The 16,893-nt window shown below is 72.9% G+C and carries 18 protein-coding genes; 15 read left to right on the top strand and 3 right to left on the bottom strand.

The window, feature by feature from the left end; all coding sequences use genetic code 11:
• Positions 1 to 30: 30 nt before the first annotated feature.
• From EDD29_RS18425 to EDD29_RS18415, 3 genes are all read left to right on the top strand, one after another.
• Complete coding sequence (locus EDD29_RS18425; RefSeq protein ID WP_211359779.1) at positions 31 to 813, top strand: hypothetical protein; 783 nt, start codon at positions 31 to 33, stop codon at positions 811 to 813.
• A gap of 70 nt (positions 814 to 883) precedes the next feature.
• Entirely contained in the window at positions 884 to 1,894 is a 1,011-nt protein-coding gene (locus EDD29_RS18420) for a dihydroxyacetone kinase subunit DhaK (protein WP_123665596.1), read from the top strand.
• The gene (locus EDD29_RS18415; RefSeq protein WP_123665595.1) at positions 1,891 to 2,508 is read left to right on the top strand and encodes a DAK2 domain-containing protein; all 618 of its coding nucleotides are present in this window, start codon (positions 1,891 to 1,893) and stop codon (positions 2,506 to 2,508) included. Before EDD29_RS18420 ends, EDD29_RS18415 begins: the two co-directional genes overlap by 4 nt.
• Before the next feature lie 83 nt (positions 2,509 to 2,591).
• Here EDD29_RS18415 and EDD29_RS18410 read toward each other — a convergent pair whose 3' ends face one another.
• Positions 2,592 to 3,413 (bottom strand): hypothetical protein, encoded by an 822-nt coding sequence (locus EDD29_RS18410; RefSeq protein ID WP_123665594.1) that lies wholly within the window; start codon positions 3,411 to 3,413, stop codon positions 2,592 to 2,594.
• A gap of 20 nt (positions 3,414 to 3,433) precedes the next feature.
• Positions 3,434 to 4,009: a hypothetical protein gene (locus EDD29_RS18405; protein ID WP_148086005.1), complete on the bottom strand. Its 576-nt coding sequence runs from the start codon at positions 4,007 to 4,009 to the stop codon at positions 3,434 to 3,436.
• A 156-nt stretch (positions 4,010 to 4,165) separates the two neighbouring features.
• On the opposite strand from EDD29_RS18405, the gene EDD29_RS18400 reads away from it, so the two are divergent.
• Positions 4,166 to 4,957 carry a GIDE domain-containing protein gene (locus EDD29_RS18400; protein ID WP_170201459.1) on the top strand — a complete coding sequence of 264 codons (792 nt, stop codon included), beginning with the start codon at positions 4,166 to 4,168 and terminating at the stop codon, positions 4,955 to 4,957.
• 19 nt (positions 4,958 to 4,976) lie between these two features.
• On the opposite strand, the gene EDD29_RS18395 is transcribed toward EDD29_RS18400, so the two are convergent.
• Complete coding sequence (locus EDD29_RS18395) at positions 4,977 to 5,615, bottom strand: GntR family transcriptional regulator (protein WP_123665591.1); 639 nt, start codon at positions 5,613 to 5,615, stop codon at positions 4,977 to 4,979.
• Between the two features lie 270 nt (positions 5,616 to 5,885).
• On the opposite strand from EDD29_RS18395, the gene EDD29_RS18390 reads away from it, so the two are divergent.
• The 11 genes from EDD29_RS18390 to EDD29_RS18335 all read left to right on the top strand — a co-directional run bounded on the left by EDD29_RS18390 (position 5,886) and on the right by EDD29_RS18335 (position 16,851).
• Positions 5,886 to 6,854 carry an ABC transporter substrate-binding protein gene (locus tag EDD29_RS18390; RefSeq protein WP_170201458.1) on the top strand — a complete coding sequence of 323 codons (969 nt, stop codon included), beginning with the start codon at positions 5,886 to 5,888 and terminating at the stop codon, positions 6,852 to 6,854.
• The gene (locus EDD29_RS18385; RefSeq protein ID WP_123665589.1) at positions 6,854 to 7,729 is read left to right on the top strand and encodes an ABC transporter permease; all 876 of its coding nucleotides are present in this window, start codon (positions 6,854 to 6,856) and stop codon (positions 7,727 to 7,729) included. The genes EDD29_RS18390 and EDD29_RS18385 overlap by 1 nt, the downstream gene beginning before the upstream one ends.
• Positions 7,726 to 8,487 carry an ABC transporter permease gene (locus EDD29_RS18380; protein ID WP_123665588.1) on the top strand — a complete coding sequence of 254 codons (762 nt, stop codon included), beginning with the start codon at positions 7,726 to 7,728 and terminating at the stop codon, positions 8,485 to 8,487. Before EDD29_RS18385 ends, EDD29_RS18380 begins: the two co-directional genes overlap by 4 nt.
• Positions 8,480 to 9,256: an ABC transporter ATP-binding protein gene (locus EDD29_RS18375; RefSeq protein WP_123665587.1), complete on the top strand. Its 777-nt coding sequence runs from the start codon at positions 8,480 to 8,482 to the stop codon at positions 9,254 to 9,256. Before EDD29_RS18380 ends, EDD29_RS18375 begins: the two co-directional genes overlap by 8 nt.
• Positions 9,253 to 10,236, top strand: a complete 984-nt coding sequence (locus tag EDD29_RS45500) for an ABC transporter substrate-binding protein (RefSeq protein ID WP_170201457.1) — start codon at positions 9,253 to 9,255, stop codon at positions 10,234 to 10,236. Before EDD29_RS18375 ends, EDD29_RS45500 begins: the two co-directional genes overlap by 4 nt.
• A gap of 9 nt (positions 10,237 to 10,245) precedes the next feature.
• A complete protein-coding gene (locus EDD29_RS18360) occupies positions 10,246 to 11,454 on the top strand; it encodes an FAD-dependent monooxygenase (protein ID WP_123665586.1) in 1,209 nt (402 codons plus the stop codon).
• A 34-nt stretch (positions 11,455 to 11,488) separates the two neighbouring features.
• Positions 11,489 to 12,292, top strand: coding sequence for an SDR family NAD(P)-dependent oxidoreductase (locus EDD29_RS18355; protein ID WP_123665585.1), 804 nt, complete (start codon positions 11,489 to 11,491; stop codon positions 12,290 to 12,292).
• 90 nt (positions 12,293 to 12,382) lie between these two features.
• On the top strand, positions 12,383 to 13,270 hold the full coding sequence (locus EDD29_RS18350; RefSeq protein WP_246052836.1) for a fumarylacetoacetate hydrolase family protein: 888 nt from the start codon (positions 12,383 to 12,385) through the stop codon (positions 13,268 to 13,270).
• A complete protein-coding gene (locus tag EDD29_RS18345; RefSeq protein ID WP_123665583.1) occupies positions 13,261 to 14,130 on the top strand; it encodes a dioxygenase family protein in 870 nt (289 codons plus the stop codon). Before EDD29_RS18350 ends, EDD29_RS18345 begins: the two co-directional genes overlap by 10 nt.
• Positions 14,120 to 15,184 carry a maleylacetate reductase gene (locus EDD29_RS18340; protein WP_123665582.1) on the top strand — a complete coding sequence of 355 codons (1,065 nt, stop codon included), beginning with the start codon at positions 14,120 to 14,122 and terminating at the stop codon, positions 15,182 to 15,184. The genes EDD29_RS18345 and EDD29_RS18340 overlap by 11 nt, the downstream gene beginning before the upstream one ends.
• Positions 15,185 to 15,450: 266 nt before the next feature.
• On the top strand, positions 15,451 to 16,851 hold the full coding sequence (locus tag EDD29_RS18335) for a hypothetical protein (RefSeq protein WP_148086003.1): 1,401 nt from the start codon (positions 15,451 to 15,453) through the stop codon (positions 16,849 to 16,851).
• Positions 16,852 to 16,893: the final 42 nt, after the last annotated feature.

The raw sequence follows: 16,893 nt of genomic DNA, 5'->3' as shown, positions 1-16,893 counted from the left end.
GTCATCCTGGAGCCGACGATGGGGGAGAGCATGAGACGTGCCGCGACGATCGTGATGCTGGTGCTGGGGGCGGCGCTGACCGCCTGCACGACGGACGATCCGCCGAAGACCGGGACGGCCCGGACCACGCCGGCGTCCACGGAACCGACCTCGGCGAGCCCTGCGCCGACCGGTCCTGCCGCGACCGCGTCCGGCGGGCCCGCGGCGATGCTGCCGGGCCGCCACCAGCCGCTCTGGCCGTTCGCCGACGCGGCGCAGGTGCGGACCTGGCAGCGGTCCTACCGGACGGCGGGCACCGCGGCCTGGCACCTGGACGCCGAGCGGACGGCGCTGAGGTTCACCCGCGACCACCTCGGGTTCACCGAGATCGACCGGGTCACCAGCCGCGACGTCAAGGGACGGGACGCCCATATCGGCGTCGGCTACCGGACCGAGGGCTCCCGGACGGGTACGGCGGCCGTACTCCACCTGATCCGGACGGGCGAAGGCGGCGACGCCCCCTGGGAGGTCGTCGGCAGCGACGACACCACGCTCCAGGTCCTCTCCCCCGCCTACGCGTCGCGGGTGACGTCGCCGATGACCGTCGGGGGGCGCATCACCGGCGTGGACGAGAGCGTGCGCGTCACGGTCCTGGGCGTCGGGTCCACCGAGCCCGTCGGGGAGTACTGCTGCGTCACGGCGGGCGGGGAGGACTCCCCGTGGAGCGCGAAGGTCGCGTTCGAGCCCGGGGGCGGTGTGCTCACCGTCGTCGTCTCCACCGGCGGCCATCTCAAGGAGGTGGAGCGCTTCGCGCTGACCGGAGTGCGCCCCTGAACCCTGCGCGGGGTTTCGGGCCGGGCGGGGCGGGGATCGGGAGAGGGCGGAGCCGAGAGGGGGGAGCGGGATGAGCAGGGCGTTCGTCTTCGACGGGGAGGATCCCGCGCTGGGCGGTACGCGGGGGTTCGCGCGGGCCCATCGCGGTCTGGTGGAGCTCACCGAGGACCCCCTGTTCCTGACGGCACGGGACCGGAGCGAGGCGCGCCGGGTGGGGATCGTGTCGGGCGGCGGATCGGGGCACGAGCCCCTGCACGCGGGCTTCCTCGGCCGGGGCATGCTGGACGCCGTCGCGCCCGGCCGGGTCTTCGCCTCCCCGCACAACCGGCAGGTGTACGAGGCGAGCAAGGCCGTCGCCCGGACGGACGGGGTCGTCCACGTGGTGAAGAACTACACGGGAGACCGGATCAACTTCGGCATCGCCGCGGAACGGCTGCGCAACGACGGGATCGAGGTCCGCCGCGTCCTCGTGGACGACGACCTGGCGACCGACAGCGCCGACACCGCGACCGGACGCCGCGGCACCGCCGCCACCGTCGTCGTGGAGAAGCTGCTGGGCGCCGCCGCCGACCAGGGCCGCGGCCTTGACGAACTCGCCGCGCTCGGCGCCGAGGTCGCCGCGGCCTCGCGCAGCCTCGCCGTCGCCGCCCGCGCGCAGACCTCCCTCCAGACCGGCCTCTACGCCTTCGACCTGGGCCCCGACGACCTCGAATACGGCGTCGGCATCCACGGCGAACGCGCCGCCCGGACCGTCCGCCGCCCTCCCCTCGGGGAGCTTCTCGACCGCATGCTCGACCGGATCTTCGCCGCCCTTCCCACCGGCCCGGACGACCTCCTCGTCCTCGTCAACGGCCTGGGCGGCACCACCCGCCTGGAGCTGTACGGCATCTTCGACGCCGTCGCCGCCCGGCTGGAGGCCGGCCGCGCCCACGTCACCGCCTCGCTTGTCGGCACCTACGTCCCCGCCCTCGACATGCACGGCTTCTCCCTCACCCTCACCCGGCTGCGCGACGACTGGCCGGAGCTCTGGGCGGCGCCCGCGCTGACCCCGGCGTTCCCCACGAAGGAGGCCCTCGGATGACCGGATCCGCCGACGTCCTGCGCCGCTTCCGCGAGGCCGCCCACGAGGCCCACCCGGCCCTCACCGAACTCGACCGCCTCGCGGGCGACGGCGACTTCGGCGACAACCTCACCACCGGGCTCGACCTGGCCGTCGCCCGCCTGGACGGCTCGCCGGACGACGGCCGCGACGCCTTCACCGTCGCCGCCGAGGTCTTCCTCGACGAGGTCGGCGGCACCAGCGGCCCCCTGTTCGGCCTCCTCTTCCAGGAACTCGGCCGCGCCGGCGAGACGGGCGCGGGCTGGCCCGAGGGAGCGGCCGACGGCCTCGCCGCGATCCAGCGCGTGGGCGAGGCCCGGGTCGGCGACCGCACGATGGTCGACGCCCTCTCCCCCGCCGTCGAGTCCCTCCGCGTCGGCGGCTCCCCCACCGAGGCCGCCCAGGCCGCCCGCACCGGCGCCCGCGCGACCGCCGACCTGCGCGCCCGCATGGGCCGCGCCAGCTACGTCGGCGACCGGGCTCAGGGCCACCCCGACCCCGGCGCCGTAGGCATCGCCCTCCTCTTCTGGTCCCGCGCCGCCGCCGAATCCCCTTCCCCGGACCTCCCCGACCTTCGCTCCTTCATCGCCCCCTGACCCGCGGCGGGACATGCCACCGAGGCGTCCCGGTCAAGGACGCCCGCTGCCTGCGCGGCCGTGCGATCGGACGATCGGTGAGGTCAGGCCGGGAGCGCGAAGGTGTGCGTGCGGAGCGCGGCGCAGCCTTTGCAGGTCGCGGTGAAGGTGCTGAACGGGCCGCCCGGCTCGCGGGTGAGGGTGGTGCGCCAGAGGGCGCGGAACTCCCCGCACGGGCAGGCGAGGTGCGCGACCGTGATGAGGGCCTCGAGATGGGAGGCGGCGTCCGCCTCTACGGTGCGGGGCCTCGGGGCCGTGGTGGTGCCGTGGCGGCGGCGCAGCGAGGCCAGCGCCTCGGCCGGGACGGCCCCGGTGCCGAGGCAGGTGCCGCAGCGGCCGGGGCCCGCGTTGGAGCTCACGCACCGGCAGCGGCGCCGGACTCCCTCCGGGGCCCTGGCCGTGCCCTCACAGTCCAGGCAGACGCCCCAGCCCTCGCACTCATGGCACAGGACCGCCTCGGCGGTGGTGCGGGTGCAGTGAGGCTGGCGCAGCTCCCGGTCGGTGAAGACGACCGGGGTCCAGCCGGTGAAGGTCAGGATCCCTTCGCCTCCGTGGACGCGGACGGTGAACGCGTCCCGCGAGGCCGTCGCCACGTCGGCCTCCGGCCCGTGGCGGCGGGCCGACCATCCCGCCGCCGTGAACGCGTCGAGCACCGCGCCGAATCCGGGAGCCGCGGCGAGGCCGGGGGTTCCGCCGACGGCGACGAGGAACACCTCGCGCCGCCCCACCTCGACGGGCTCCCGCAGCCGCACCGGATCGGCCCACGCCCTGACGACCACCGCACGGTCTCCCGTGGAGAGCGCCGACCCGAGGTCGAGGAGGTGCTCACGCAGCCAGACCCCGCCCGCCGTCGCTCCGCCGGTCATGTGGTCTCCCGCTCCGGGTGTCAGACGCGCCGGTACTCGTGCACGGACGCGATGGTCGTGCCGGGGCCGTCGGCCTCCAGGACGAGCTTCAGGGTCTTGGACGTGCAGGTGAACTGGCCGAAGGTCGGGATGAACGGGTCCTCCAGGCCGCCCTTGTAGTTCTTGGCGAGCTTGGCCGTGCCCGTCGGCTGGCCGCCGAGCCAGCTGGAGATGGTCGCGCCGCCGGTGGCGGACTTGGGCTTGAGGGTCAGGCTGCCGGTCTTCTTCCCGGTGAGGCCGGACTTGAAGGTCAGCTTCTTCTTGAAGACATCGGTCACGGTGTAGGCGTCGCCTTCCACAACGCCCTTCGTGACGACCTTCTTGGCCCGCGAGAAGTCGTAGGCGGCCGACTTCTTGGTGATGGTCAGCCGGGCGCCCTCGCCGCCCTTGGCGTTCGCGGTGACCTCGTCGATGTGGCTCTTGTACTTGTACTTGGTCAGCTTCCAGGTGCCGACGGCGCACGGCCCCGCGGCCGCGGACGCGGGCGCCGGAACGGCGAAGGCCAGACCGGCGGCGAGGACGGCGGCGGAAACGAGCCGGACAGAGACAGCGGACAACGCGAACTCCTTCAAGAACGAGCGGTGGCGAGGGCACTGCTCCATCAGATGACCGCCGAGGCCGAGAAGATCGCCCGACTTCACCGACATTTCCACCTGACGATCCGGGGCGCCGGTCCCTGGTCGGCGGGACGCCCGTCACGAGACGGTCCGAGCATGAGCGAGGCGGAGTGGTCCGGAGACCTGGCGGCGATCCTCTACGGCGTGGCGCTGCTGTGCGCCCTCGTGCTGACCGTGGCCCTGGTCCTCGCGCAGATCGCGCGCGGCCGTCGCGCGATGATGACCCGGAACGAGACCCTGACCTACGCGCGGCTCACCGCGGGCGGCCCCGCGTGGGGCCTGTGCGAGGTCACCGGAACCGCGGAGCCGGGCCCCGGCGGCCCCCTCACCGCCCCCCTGTCCGGCCGCCCCTGCGTCTGGTACCGGGCGGTCGCCCGCCAGAAGACCGCCTCCGGCGTCTCCTTCTTCCACACCGACGTGTCCGCCGCGCCCATCGTCCTGAACGACGGCACCGGCCGCATCACCGTGCTGCCCGACAGGGAGATGCGCGGCGCGCTCAGGAGCGTCGACCTTCGCCGAGTCCCGCCCGCCGAAGCCGGCCCCCTCCCCCGCGGGGCCTCCGACGCCGAGTGGTACCGGTACGAGGAGTGGATCCTCCCTCCCGGCGAACACCTCTACGCCTGCGGCAAGGCCGTCTACGACGGCACGTCCGTCGTCATGGACCGCCCCTATCCCGAGGACCGGAGCGACCTCTCCGCCGCCGAACGCGACCTCGCCGACGACCACCCCTACGTCCTCAGCGCCTGGTCGGAGGAGCGGACCACCCGCCACGAAACCCGCCGCATGGTCCTGTCCTACGCCGTCGCCGGCGCCGCCACCGTCATCGGCCTGGGCGCCTTCGCCTGGAGCAGGCACGAGGCGGAGAAGGTCCCCTACCGCCGCCGCTGACGGGCGGCGGTCGCCGTCGTCAGGTGGCCGGAGCGGACCTGAGCTGGGCTTCCAGGAGGAGGTCGGTGGTCTTGGTGATGTGGTCGGCGAGGACCTGCTTGGCGCCGTCGATGTCGCGTTTGACGGCGAGGTCGGTGAGGCGGGCGTGTTCCTCGTCGCGGCGTTTGAGGTGTTCGGTGTTGCGGACGGACCAGCAGCGATAGACCTCGCTGACGTCGCGGAGGCGTTCGGCGACCTCGCGGAGGCGGAGGCTGGGGCAGCCTTCCAGGAGCACCTGGTGGAAGCGGCGGTGCGCGTCCAGCCACTCGTGGTTGATCTCCCCCTCGACGTCCAGAGTGGCCAGCTGGGTCAACCTGTGGTGCGCGGCGACGACGGAGGACTCCCAGTCCAGGTCGCCTTCGCGGATCGACTGGCCGAGCACCTGGGTCTCGATGGCGACGCGGGCCTCGGTGAGGTGCACGAGATCCTCGACGCTCACCTCCACCACCCGGTAGCCGAGCTGGGCCTGCGTGGTGGCCAGGCCCTGTTCGACGAGCCTGGGGAGCACCTCGCGCAGCACGCCCGTGCTGGCGTCATAGCGGGCCGCCAGATCGGCGAATCCCAGCTGGGATCCCGGGGTCAGGCGACCGTTGAGGATGTCGTCGCGCACCGCGCGCATGATGACCTCGCCCCTCGTCGGGCGTCTCTCTTCGACTCGTCGTGGCACGGGATCAGCGTAGCATCGAAAATCTCACCAGATGTTGGAGTTCAGAACGATTTTCGAAATCTCTTGACATCCTCGGAACATAGGGCTGTGATGGGGGACACCTTCCGTCACACGAGGTGACGGATTCGGCTCACGGCAGGTGGAAGAGAACACCCCCGTGCCGCCTGGGACTCATGAGGTCCCTGCGGTTACCCGCCGTGCCGAGAACTGAAAGGAGGCGGCGTGTTCGCTGTGCTCAACCGGAGACACCGCGCGGCGCTCGTCGCGACGGCGCTCGTAGGTGCCGCCGCACTGACCGGCTGCGGGAGCGACGACACGACCACCGAAGCCGGCGGCGTCACGACGCTCACGGTCGGGGTCACCCCCGTCGGCGACTTCGCGCCCATCTACTACGCCGAGGCGAAGGGCATCTTCGCCGAGCACGGCCTGAAGGTCACCATCGACCCGAAGGGCGCCTCGGAGGTCCCCCCGCTGGTCTCCGACCACTACCAGGCCGTGTCCATGTCGTGGACGACGTTCATCCAGGCCACCGCGCAGGGCGTGCCGCTGCGCGGGGTCTTCCCCGGGATCAGCGGCAAGGCCGGGAACCAGACGGGCATCTACGCCATGCCGTCCAGCGGCATCTCCGCCGCGGCCGACCTCGCGGGCAGGACCGTCGCGATCAACCAGCCGAAGGCCACCTTCGAGCTGAACTCCCGCGTCGTGCTCAAGGCCGCGGGCGTCGACGTCGACAAGGTCAAGTTCCAGGTGCTGCCGCTCGCCACGATCGGCGACGCGCTGGTCGCGGGCAAGGTCGACGCGGCCTACCTGGTGCCGCCGTTCTCCACCCAGGTGGAGGCCAAGGACGCGAAGCTCGTCGTCGACCCCTACGACGGCGGCGCGCTCGAAGGCTCTCCCGTGGCGGGCTACATCATGACCGAGACGTTCGTGAAGGCCCACCCCGAAGCCGTCACCGCGTTCCAGCAGTCGCTCACCGAGGCCGCGGAGGCCCTCAACAACGACGGCTCGTACCGCGAGTTCGTCACCACCTACACCAAGCTCACCCCCGAGCTCGCCCAGCAGGTCCCGGACTACGACTTCCCGACGACGATCGACGTCGCGAAACTCCAGACGGAGGCCGACCTCATGGCCGAAGCGGGCTTCTCGACCAAGAAGGTCGACATCGCGAGCCTGGTCGTGGGGAACCCGTGATGTCCCGTGTCATCGGTACGACCGCGGTTCCGGGCGCTCAGGAGGGCGCCCGGCCCGCGGGCAAGGCGCAGGTCCCGGCCGGGTCCGCGCGCGCCGGGCAGCGCCGCGTCCCCGCCGTCCCGGGCCGGCGGCAGCTCCTGTCCATCGCCGTGACGCTCGCGGTGCTCCAGCTCCTCGGCGTCACCGGCGTGCTCAGCCGCGACAGCTTCCCGCTCGCCTCCTCGGTGCTCGCCAGGTTCGGCTCCCTGCTGGGCGACGGGGCCTTCTGGCAGAGCGTCGGGAACAGCCTCGGCCAGGCGCTCACCGGCCTCGCCGCCGGCACCGCGATCGCGGTGCCGCTCGGCCTGGCCCTGGGCCGGATCCCGCTCGCGGAGAAGGCGCTCCGGCCGATCATCGAGTTCCTGCGGCCGATCCCCTCGGTGGCGCTGCTGCCGCTGGTGATCCTCACCGCGGGCGTCGGACTGGGCGGCGCGGTGCTGCTCACCGGCCTGTCCAGCCTGTGGCTGGTGCTCGTGATGTGCATCCGGGGCGCCCGCGCCGTCGACCCGACGGCCGAGCAGACGCTGATCTCCTTCGGCGTCCCGGCCTGGGCGCGACTGCGCAGGCTGGTCCTGCCCAGCGCGCTGCCGTTCATCGTCACCGGCGTCCGCATCGCCGCGTCGGTGGCCCTGGTCGTCGCGATCACGGTCGAGCTGCTGGGCGGCATGCCGGGACTCGGCAAGGACGTCTCGGCCTCGCTCCAGAACGGGGACAAGGTCGGCGTCTACGCCTACGCGCTCGCCTCCGGCGTACTCGGCCTGATCGTCAACTTCGTCTTCGTGCCGATCGAGGACAGGCTCCTGTCCTGGCACTCCTCCCGGAGGGCGGCCCGATGAGACGGCTTCTGTCCTACCTGCTCCCGGTCGGTGTGACGGCCGCGGTCGTCGCCCTGTGGTGGGTGCTCAGCGACTCCTCGACGTCGCTGTTCTTCCCGCCGCTGCGCCAGATCCTCACCTCGTTCCAGGCCAACTGGCTCACGGCGGACTTCGTCGACATCGTCGTGCCGAGCCTGTGGCGCGTCGGCCTCGGCATGGTCATCGGCACGCTGCTCGGCGTCGTCGTCGGCGCGGCGGTCGGCTCGGTCCGGCGGCTCGAACCGTACGTGCAGCCGCAGCTCGAGTTCATGCGGGCGCTCCCGCCGATCCTGGTCATCCCCCCGATGATCCTGATCCTCGGCACCGGCGACGCGATGAAGATCGGCGTCATCGCGGCCTCGGCCGTCTGGCCGATCCTGCTGGCGACCGTGGACGGCGTCCGCTCGGTCGAGCCGCTGCGCGACGACATGTCCCGGGTCTTCGGCCTGCCGTGGCGGGCGCGGTTCCGCTTCGTGATCCTGCCGACCGCGACCCCGCACATCTGGAGCGGCGTCCGGGCGGCGACGCCGATCGCGTTCGTCGTCATGGTCGCCTCGGAGTACTACTCGAGCATCAACGGCATCGGGAACTTCATCTCCCAGACCTCGACCAGTTTCCGGCTCGCGGACATGTGGTCCGCGGTCGTCCTGCTCGGCCTCATCGGGGTCGTCGTGAATTCGCTGGTGGCCTTCGGCGGCCGCCTGCTGGACCGGAAGTTCGGAGAGTACGTCAATGACTGAGCAGGCGATCCTCCAGGTCGACGGCCTGCGCAAGAGCTACGGGAGTGAACTCGTCCTCGCGGACATCACTCTCGAGGTCTTCGAGGGCGAACTCGTCTCCATCGTGGGCCCGTCGGGCTGCGGCAAGACCACGATGCTGCGCTGCCTGGGCGGCCTCATGCCCTTCGACTCCGGCACCGTCCGGGTCGCGGGCGAGGACGTCACCGGCCCGCCCGACACGCTCGGCATCGTGTTCCAGGACTACAGCCGCTCGCTGCTGCCGTGGCTGAGCGTCGCGGAGAACGTCAGGCTGCCGCTGCGCTACAAGCCGATCTCCAAGAAGGAGGCGGCCGAGCGCACCGCGGAGGCGCTGGCGTCGGTCGGGCTGAGCGCCCACCTGGACAAGAAGCCGTGGCAGCTGTCCGGCGGCATGCAGCAGCGCGTGGCCATCGCCCGCGCGCTCGCCTACCGGCCCCGGCTGCTGCTGATGGACGAGCCGTTCGCCTCGGTCGACGCGCAGACGCGCGTCGAGCTGGAGGACCTCACCCAGCGGCTGTGGTCCGAGCGGAAGATGACGATCGGTTTCGTCACCCACGACATCGATGAGGCCATCTACCTCGGCGGCCGGATCGTCGTCCTCACCCGCACGCCCACCACCATCCGCGAGGTCATGCCGGTCGACCTGCCGCGGCCGCGCGAGCAGATCGCGACCAAGGCCACCGAGACCTTCGCCGACCTGCGCGCCTCGGTCTTCAGCGCGCTCGGCCACCACCAGGAGGCCGCCCGATGAGCCGGCTCACCCTCTCGCTCGCCTGCGGCGACTACGAGATCACCCGCGCGCTGCTGGACGGCACGGTCCGGCCCGACGGCATCGACCTCGTGCCCCTGTCGGACGACAAGGAGCGCATCTTCCGGCTCGACCGCCGCAACGAGGTCGACGTCTCGGAGTTCAACATCGTCCAGTACCTGCGCGCCAAGGAGCAGGGCGAGCCGCTGACGGCGATCCCGGTCTTCCCGCACCGCAGGTTCCGGCACGGCTCGATCTTCGTGCACACCGGCAGCGGCATCGAGTCCGTCGCCGACCTCACCGGGAGGGCGGTCGGCATCGGCGGGTTCGAGCCCGCCGCGGCGGTGTGGATCCGCGGCATCCTCCAGGACGAGCACGGCCTCGACCTCGACAAGGTCGACTGGGTCGATGTCTTCGGTGGTTTCGGCAGGCTCGCCGACGGCCAGCAGGCCCCGCTCGCCCCCACCGACAGCGCGGCCCGCCACCGCATCGACGACCTGCTCACCTCGGGCGGGATCGCCGCGACGGTGTCGGCCTACCACCCGCCGTCGTTCCTCGCCGGAGACCCGGCGGTCGCCCGCCTGTTCCCCGACTACGCCGACGTCGAGAAGCGGTACTACGCCAAGACCGGCGTCTTCCCCGTGATGCACGTCGTGACCATCCGCCAGGAGGTCGTCGACCGGCACCCATGGGTGCCGAACAGCCTCCTGGCCGCGTTCACCACCGCGCGGCGGCAGGCGATGGAGCGGCTGCGCAACCCCCGGACCCTGCCGTTCGCCTTCGTCCAGGACGCCTGGCGCGAGCAGGACGCGCTGCTCGGCAAGGACCCGTGGCAGTACGGCCTGACCGACGGCAACGTCCGCGCGATGGAACTGATCGTCCGCTATGCGCGCGAGCAGCGGATCACCACCGGAGCGCCCTCGGCGGCGTCCCTGTTCAGCCCGGTGGACGCCGAGCCCAGCGGCCACACCTCGATCATCTAGGAGTCTCCCATGTATGCGGTTGTCATCGGCGCGGGCATCGGCGGGCTCACCGCCGCCGTCGCACTGCGCCGGGCGGGCCACGAGGTCACCGTGCTGGAGCAGTCCCGCCAGATCAGCGAGGTGGGCGCGGGCATCGGCCTCGGCCCCAACGCGGTCGGCGCGCTGTCCGCGCTGGGCCTGGCCGACCGGCTGGCACCCGACGTCGCGGTGCCGACCTGGACCACCCGCCGCCGCTGGCAGGACGGCGCGGAACTGTTCAGGTCCCCGCTGGGCACGACGGTCGACGCGTTCGGCCACCCCTTCTGGTTCGCCCACCGCGGCGACCTCCAGCGCGCCCTCCTGGACGCGGCCCAGGACCCCGCCCTTCCGGGCAGGCCCGTCCGCGTCCTCACCGGCCGGCGCGTCGCCGGGGTGGACGCCGCGACCGGCCGGGTCGGCACCGCGGACGGCACGGTCTTCACGCCCGACTTCACCATCGGCGCCGACGGCATCCGCTCCGTCGTCCGGCGTGAGCTGTTCGGCGCGGAGGACCCGGCCTACACCGGGCACAGCGGGTTCCGCACCCAGGTGCCCGCCGAGCGGCTGCTGGCCGACCGGGCGCTCGCCGAGTTCGTCGAGCGCAACGGGTTCGAGTCGTGGCTCGGCCCCGGCGCGCACGTGGTGCACTGCCCGTTCCGGCGCGGCAAGGTCATCAACGTCACCTGCTGCATCGAGGCCCCGGCGCTGTCCACCGGCGCCACGTCCGGCCCGGTCGGCGTGGCCGAGACCCTCGCCCACCTGGAGGGCTGGCACGAGCCGCTGCGCCGCCTCATCACCGAGGGCAACGGCGTGATCCGGTACGACATCTACGTTCAGCCCGCGCTGGAGAGCTGGACCGCGGGACGCGTCGCGCTCCTCGGCGACGGCTGCCACCCGATGCTGCCCTACCTGGGCCAGGGCGCGGCGCAGGCGATCGAGGACGGCCAGGCGCTCGGCGCCGCGTTCGCCGCGCTGGACGACCCGGCCGAGGCGTTCGCCGCGTTCGAGGCGCTGCGCCTGGAGCGCGCCAACCGGGCGCAGTCGCTGTCCGCGGCCAACGCGACGACCTTCCACCTGCCCGACGGCGAGGCGCAGCGCGCCCGCGACAAGGCGGTGGCCGAAGGCGCGATCGACTCCAGCGTCCAGGACTGGCTCTGGCGCTACCAGGACCCCGAAGGCGCCCTGCGCCGCTCCGCCTGAGCGCGCCCTCCCGAAACCCGAGAAGAAGGAACAGATGGACATCAAGCAGGCGTTCGACTTCACCGGCACCAAGGTCGTGCTGCTCGGCACCGGCATCGGGATCAACGGCCCCGAGGACCTCGTCACCGCCTCGGCCGTCGCGTTCGCCCAGTGCGGCGCGGAGGTCGCCATCGCGCAGGCCACCAAGGAGTCGGCCGAGGCCGCCGAGGCGGCCGTCCGCGCGGCGGGCGGCGACCCGATCGTCTTCACGCACGACCCGCGCGACCCGCACGACGTCGAGCGGATCGCGGCCGAGCTGCCCTGGGAGTCCGTGAACACCCTGGTCACCCACCACTTCGCCAACGACTTCGGCAGGTTCCCCGACGTCTCCATCGAGCAGTTCGACGAGACGGTCCGGATCAACCTCACGGGCGTCTACGCGGCCTCCCGCGCCTTCCTGCCGCACCTGCGCCGCGCCGAGAACGCCTCGATGGTCCACGCCGGCTCGATCGACGGCACCTTCGGCAACCCGAACGTGGTCAGCTACTCCGCCTCCAAGGGCGGCGTGCACGTCCTGGTGCACATGCTCGCGGCCCAGCTCGCGGGCGAAGGCATCCGGGTCAACGGGGTGTCACGGGCGGGCTCGTCGGCTATGCCGCTGAACCCGTCGGTGGTGGCGGAACTCGGCCGGGCGACCCCGCTGCGGCCGGTCGCCGAGCCGGAGGAGTACGCCTCGGCGGTGCTCTACCTGGCCTCGCCGGCGGCGAGCTACGTCAGCGGCGTGCTGCTGCCCGTCGACGGCGGCCGGACCGCGCCGACGCCCGGCTGCTCGCCCGGTTACACCGGCTACCCGCACTAGCGGCGCGCGCCGCGTCGCGCGGCGGGCCGGGGCAAGGGACGCGCGGGGAGGGTCCGCGCGGCCATGAGACTGACTTGAGAGGTTTGAGGGTTGTTGCGCATCGCCAACGTGGACGGCAGGGCGACCGTCGTCGGGGAGGACCTCCGGGTCCACGACGTCGCGGAGTGGTCGGACGGCAGGTTCGGTCCCGACCCGAGATCGCTCCTGGAGGACTGGACCGCGTTCCGCGCCTGGGCCGAGGGCAGAGCACTGCGCGGAGGCCGGGAGTTGGACCGTTCCCTGCTCCGCCCGCCGCTGACCGACCCCCGGCAGGTCTTCGCGGTCGGCATGAACTACGTCGACCACGCCGCGGAGATCGGGGCGCCGCTGCCGGAGGCCCCGAGCGTCTTCACCAAGTACCGGTCGTGCCTCACCGGCGCGTTCGGCGCGATCGAGCTGGTGGACGGGCCGTGCGACTGGGAGGTCGAGGTCGTCGTCGTCATCGGCCGCGCCGCCCACCGCGTGTCGGCCGAGCGCGGCTGGGACCACGTCGCGGGCCTGACCATCGGCCAGGACATCTCGCAGCGCAGGATGCAGACGGCGGGCGCGTCGCCCCAGTTCAGCCTCGCGAAGTCCTTCCCGACCTTCGGCCCGCTCGGCCCGTGGCTGATCACGCCCGACGCGCTGCCCGACCCCGACCGGCTCGCGCTGGGCTGCTCGGTCAACGGCGACGTCGTGCAGCAGGGCAGCACCGCCGACCTGGTGTTCCCGGTGCCGGAGCTGGTCGCCCGGCTCTCCCAGACGGTGCCGCTGCTGCCCGGCGACCTCATCTTCACCGGCACCCCTTCGGGCGTGGGCGCGGCGCGCTCGCCGCAGCGTTTCCTCGCGCCCGGCGACGTGGTGGAATCCTGGGTGGACGGCATCGGAAGGATGCGCAACGAGTGCGTCGCCGCACCCGAGGCGCCGCGTGAGAAGGCCGAGGCGGGATCATGGATCTGACCGAGGAGTCCGCGACCGCGGCCGTCGCCGCGAGCTTCGCCGAGACGCCCGATCCGCGGCTCAGGGAGCTGCTGGAGGGCCTGGTCGGGCATCTGCACGCCTACGTCCGCGAGCACCGCGTGACGGTCCCCGAGTGGGAGCGCGCGATCGGCTTCCTCACCGAGGTCGGTCAGAAGTGCGACGACAAGCGGCAGGAGTTCATCCTGCTCTCCGACGTCCTGGGCGTCTCGATGCTGGTGGAGACCCTGAACGGCCAGGAGACGGGCACCGAGAGCACCGTGCTCGGGCCCTTCCACGTCGTCGAGTCACCGCCCCGGGAGGAGGGCGAGTCCGTCGACCTGCTCGGGCGGGGCACCCCGTGCGTGGTGTCCCTGCGGGTCGTCTCCGCCGACGGGAGGCCGCTGCCCGGCGCGTCGGTCGACGTCTGGCAGTGCGACGAGGACGGCTTCTACGACGTCCAGCAGCCCGACGTGCAGCCGCTCGGCAACGGGCGCGGCCTCTTCCGCACCGGGGAGGACGGGCGGCTGTGGTTCCGCACGGTCGTGCCGAGCCACTACCCGATCCCCACCGACGGGCCGGTCGGCGGGCTGCTCAAGGCGACGCGGCGGCACCCGTACCGGCCCGCCCACGTCCACCTGATCGTGGCCGCCGAAGGCCACAAGGCGCTCACCACCCACCTTTTCGTGGCGGACAGCCCCTACATCGAGTCCGACGCGGTCTTCGCGGTGAAGCAGAGCCTCGTCGTCGACTTCGCGGAGGTGGCCGACGAGAGGGAGGCCGCGCGGTACGGCTTGGCCGTCCCCTTCCGCGAGGCCGTCTACGAGGTCGTCGTGGAACCGGAGGCCGCCGATGCGGGATGAGTTCGTCTACGAGGCGCAGCCGATGCGCGTCGTCTTCGGCGCCGGGCGGCTGCCCGCCGTCGCGGACGAGGCGCGACGGCTCGGGCTCTCCCGCGCCCTCGTGGTGTCCACGCCGGGACACGAGAAGCTCGCCCTGCGCGTCGCGGACCTGCTCGGTGAGCGCGCCGCCGGGGTGTTCGCCGGAGCCCGGATGCACGTCCCCACGCCGATCGTCGCCGCAGCCCGCGAGGCGGCGGCCCGGCTCGGCGCGGACGGCTGCGTCGCGGTCGGCGGCGGCTCGGCCATCGGCCTCGCCAAGGCCCTCGCCCTGCGCGACGGCCTCCCCGTCATCGCCGTCCCCACCACCTACGCGGGCTCGGAGATGACCCCCGTCTGGGGCCTCACCGAGGACGGCGTCAAGCGCACCGGCCGCGATCCCGCGGTCCTCCCCCGCGCGGTCGTCTACGACCCCGACCTCACCCTGACCCTTCCGCCCGCCCTCTCGGTCACCAGCGGCTTCAACGCCCTGGCCCACGCCGCGGAGGCCCTCTACGCCCCCGATCTCTCCCCCATCGTCGCCCTCATGGCCGAAGCCGGGGCCCGCGCCCTGATCGAGTCGCTCCCCCGGCTCGTCGAGGCCCCGGCCGACCCGCCCGCCCGCTCCCGCGCCCTCTACGGCGCCTGGCTGTGCGGGGCGGTCCTGGGCGCCACGACCATGTCCCTCCACCACAAGCTCTGCCATGTCCTGGGCGGCACCTTCGACCTCCCTCACGCGGAGGTCCACACCGTCGTCCTCCCCCACGTCCTCGCCTACAACGCGGCGGCCGCCCCGGATGCGACCGCCGCCCTGTCCCGAGTCCTGGGCTCCCCCGACCCGGCCACCGCACTCTGGGATCTGGCGCGCGCCCTCGGTGCCCCCACCTCCCTGGCCTCCCTCGGCCTCCGAGAGTCCGCGATCCCGGAGATCGTGTCCCAAGTCCTGGCCACCCCCTACGCCAACCCCCGCCCCCCGACCGCCCCCGACCTCACCGACCTCCTCACCCACGCCCACCAGGGCACCGCCCCCGCTCCCTGAGCCTCCCCGCGCGCCCACCCGGGTGCGCGGGGCTTGCCGGTTCCGGTGGGGTGGTGTCATGATCGGAAGATGACCTCTCTTGGAAAGGGCGTCCTGCGCCCCTGCCGGTAGTGCCCGGCGAGTGGGAGCTGGACCGTGGTTCCGTCGACGAGCGGAACACGATCCTGGCCCACGCTCTTGCCCTGTACGCGCTTCACGGTCCCGGGCCCTGGCCGCAGGGTGGCGCACCGCTTCCCGATGAACCGGCCCACGACGACGGATCCCTCATGTCGAGCCTGGTGCGCGACGGCGTCCAGGTGCATCACTTCGGCATCGAGCCGCGACCCGCGGTGGCCGCCGAGGTGGCCGATCTCCTCGAAGAGATCGTGGACGCCGCACGGGCGTCTCCGGACCGGCTGGAAGAGGTGCTCGCGGGGAAGTCCGCGGTCGATCTCGCGGACGATCTCGTCGCGGAGCTGCGCCGAAGGGTGCTGCCCCGGGACCGGTTGCACGCGGTGGCCCGGCATCTCGTCGAGTACGGCACCGCCCGCGACGCCGTCAAGCTGGGCCTGGTGATGCTCGGCGAGTGCGGCGGCGAGGACGACCGCGATCTGCTGCTCCTGCTCGGAACCCTCGAAGAGTTCACCCTGTACGCGGTGGTGGCCCTGGTGAAGACGCAGCCCGACCGGCACCGCGTCGCCTACACGCTGGCCCGGCGGGTCACTGGCTGGGGACGGATCCACGCGGTGCGGCGCCTCGAGGGCGGTACCGATCCGGACATCAAAGGGTGGCTGCTCCGCGAGGGGTTCCGCAACGAGATCATGGACGAGTACCTCGTTCATCTCGCCGCGACGACCGGGGACCTCCACGGCGCCCTCCTCGAACCCGAGGTGGACGCGGCGCTCCTGGACGGCGCGGGCGACATCCTCTCGGCGCTCGCCCTCGGCGGCCCTGCCGAGGACCTGACCGACTACGCCGAGGCGGTGCCCGTCCTGCACCGCTACGCCGAACTCGTCGGGAGGACGGAGCCGACGCTTCGCGCGCTCGACGCCCTGCTCGTCATCAGAGGGTGGGCGTCGAATCCCGACCTGGACCTCACCTGGCCGGAGGGGGAGCCCGCGCGCCTGATCGACCGGTACGAGGCGCTGCTGGCCAGGCCGGGCTGGCTGGAGCCGGTGCTCGCGGGCCTCGACGGCCCGTCCGGCTTCCACGTCGCCCTCGCGTGCGCCCTCCGGCTGGACCTGCCGGTCCTCCCGCAGACGCTCCGCCACCTGGCACGGGAACCGTTCGACGCCTATGCCTGGCACTGCGCGGTCGACCTCGCCGACGAGGACGGCCTCGCCTCGGTGATCACGCTGGCCCAGCGCCTGCTCCCCGTCGAACAGCTCGCCGGGGGTCCCGCCGGCGACCTCGGCCTCGGTCCCGAGCACGCGCCGGACAGAGCGCTGGAGTCCGTCATCACCGAGCTTGCCGACCACCCCTGGGCCGGCCTCGAACTGTTCCGGGTCGCCTTGCGCAACCGGGTGGTCCGGGTCCGGTACAGCGCCTTCCGCACGCTGACGACCTGGCCGTCGGAGGGCCGCCCGAGCGACCTCCGCGACTGGATCGCCGCCGCGGCGTCGGCCGAGCCCGACCCCGACCTCCGGCAGCGCATGCGGGAGTTCCTGGCCACTCCCGAGCCCCCGTAAGCCCACCCGGCGAAGGGACCGCGACCTCGCGGCCCCTTCCCC

The organism is Actinocorallia herbida (genome assembly GCF_003751225.1).
Lineage (GTDB): Bacteria > Actinomycetota > Actinomycetes > Streptosporangiales > Streptosporangiaceae > Actinocorallia > Actinocorallia herbida.
Note: the sequence above shows the minus strand (reverse complement) of the source record. Positions and strands in the feature narration are given on the sequence as shown.

Excerpts from the sequence above, each read along its gene's own strand:
- EDD29_RS18415 (WP_123665595.1), top strand. The coding sequence starts at position 1,891 with ATGACCGGATCCGCCGACGTCCTGCGCCGCTTCCGCGAGGCCGCCCAC.
- EDD29_RS18425 (WP_211359779.1), top strand. The coding sequence starts at position 31 with ATGAGACGTGCCGCGACGATCGTGATGCTGGTGCTGGGGGCGGCGCTG.
- EDD29_RS18345 (WP_123665583.1), top strand. The coding sequence starts at position 13,261 with ATGGATCTGACCGAGGAGTCCGCGACCGCGGCCGTCGCCGCGAGCTTC.
- EDD29_RS18355 (WP_123665585.1), top strand. The coding sequence starts at position 11,489 with ATGGACATCAAGCAGGCGTTCGACTTCACCGGCACCAAGGTCGTGCTG.
- EDD29_RS18335 (WP_148086003.1), top strand. The coding sequence starts at position 15,451 with ATGTCGAGCCTGGTGCGCGACGGCGTCCAGGTGCATCACTTCGGCATC.
- EDD29_RS18380 (WP_123665588.1), top strand. The coding sequence starts at position 7,726 with ATGAGACGGCTTCTGTCCTACCTGCTCCCGGTCGGTGTGACGGCCGCG.
- EDD29_RS45500 (WP_170201457.1), top strand. The coding sequence starts at position 9,253 with ATGAGCCGGCTCACCCTCTCGCTCGCCTGCGGCGACTACGAGATCACC.
- EDD29_RS18360 (WP_123665586.1), top strand. The coding sequence starts at position 10,246 with ATGTATGCGGTTGTCATCGGCGCGGGCATCGGCGGGCTCACCGCCGCC.
- EDD29_RS18340 (WP_123665582.1), top strand. The coding sequence starts at position 14,120 with ATGCGGGATGAGTTCGTCTACGAGGCGCAGCCGATGCGCGTCGTCTTC.
- EDD29_RS18420 (WP_123665596.1), top strand. The coding sequence starts at position 884 with ATGAGCAGGGCGTTCGTCTTCGACGGGGAGGATCCCGCGCTGGGCGGT.
- EDD29_RS18385 (WP_123665589.1), top strand. The coding sequence starts at position 6,854 with ATGTCCCGTGTCATCGGTACGACCGCGGTTCCGGGCGCTCAGGAGGGC.
- EDD29_RS18400 (WP_170201459.1), top strand. The coding sequence starts at position 4,166 with ATGAGCGAGGCGGAGTGGTCCGGAGACCTGGCGGCGATCCTCTACGGC.
- EDD29_RS18395 (WP_123665591.1), bottom strand. The coding sequence starts at position 5,615 with ATGCGCGCGGTGCGCGACGACATCCTCAACGGTCGCCTGACCCCGGGA.
- EDD29_RS18410 (WP_123665594.1), bottom strand. The coding sequence starts at position 3,413 with ATGACCGGCGGAGCGACGGCGGGCGGGGTCTGGCTGCGTGAGCACCTC.
- EDD29_RS18375 (WP_123665587.1), top strand. The coding sequence starts at position 8,480 with ATGACTGAGCAGGCGATCCTCCAGGTCGACGGCCTGCGCAAGAGCTAC.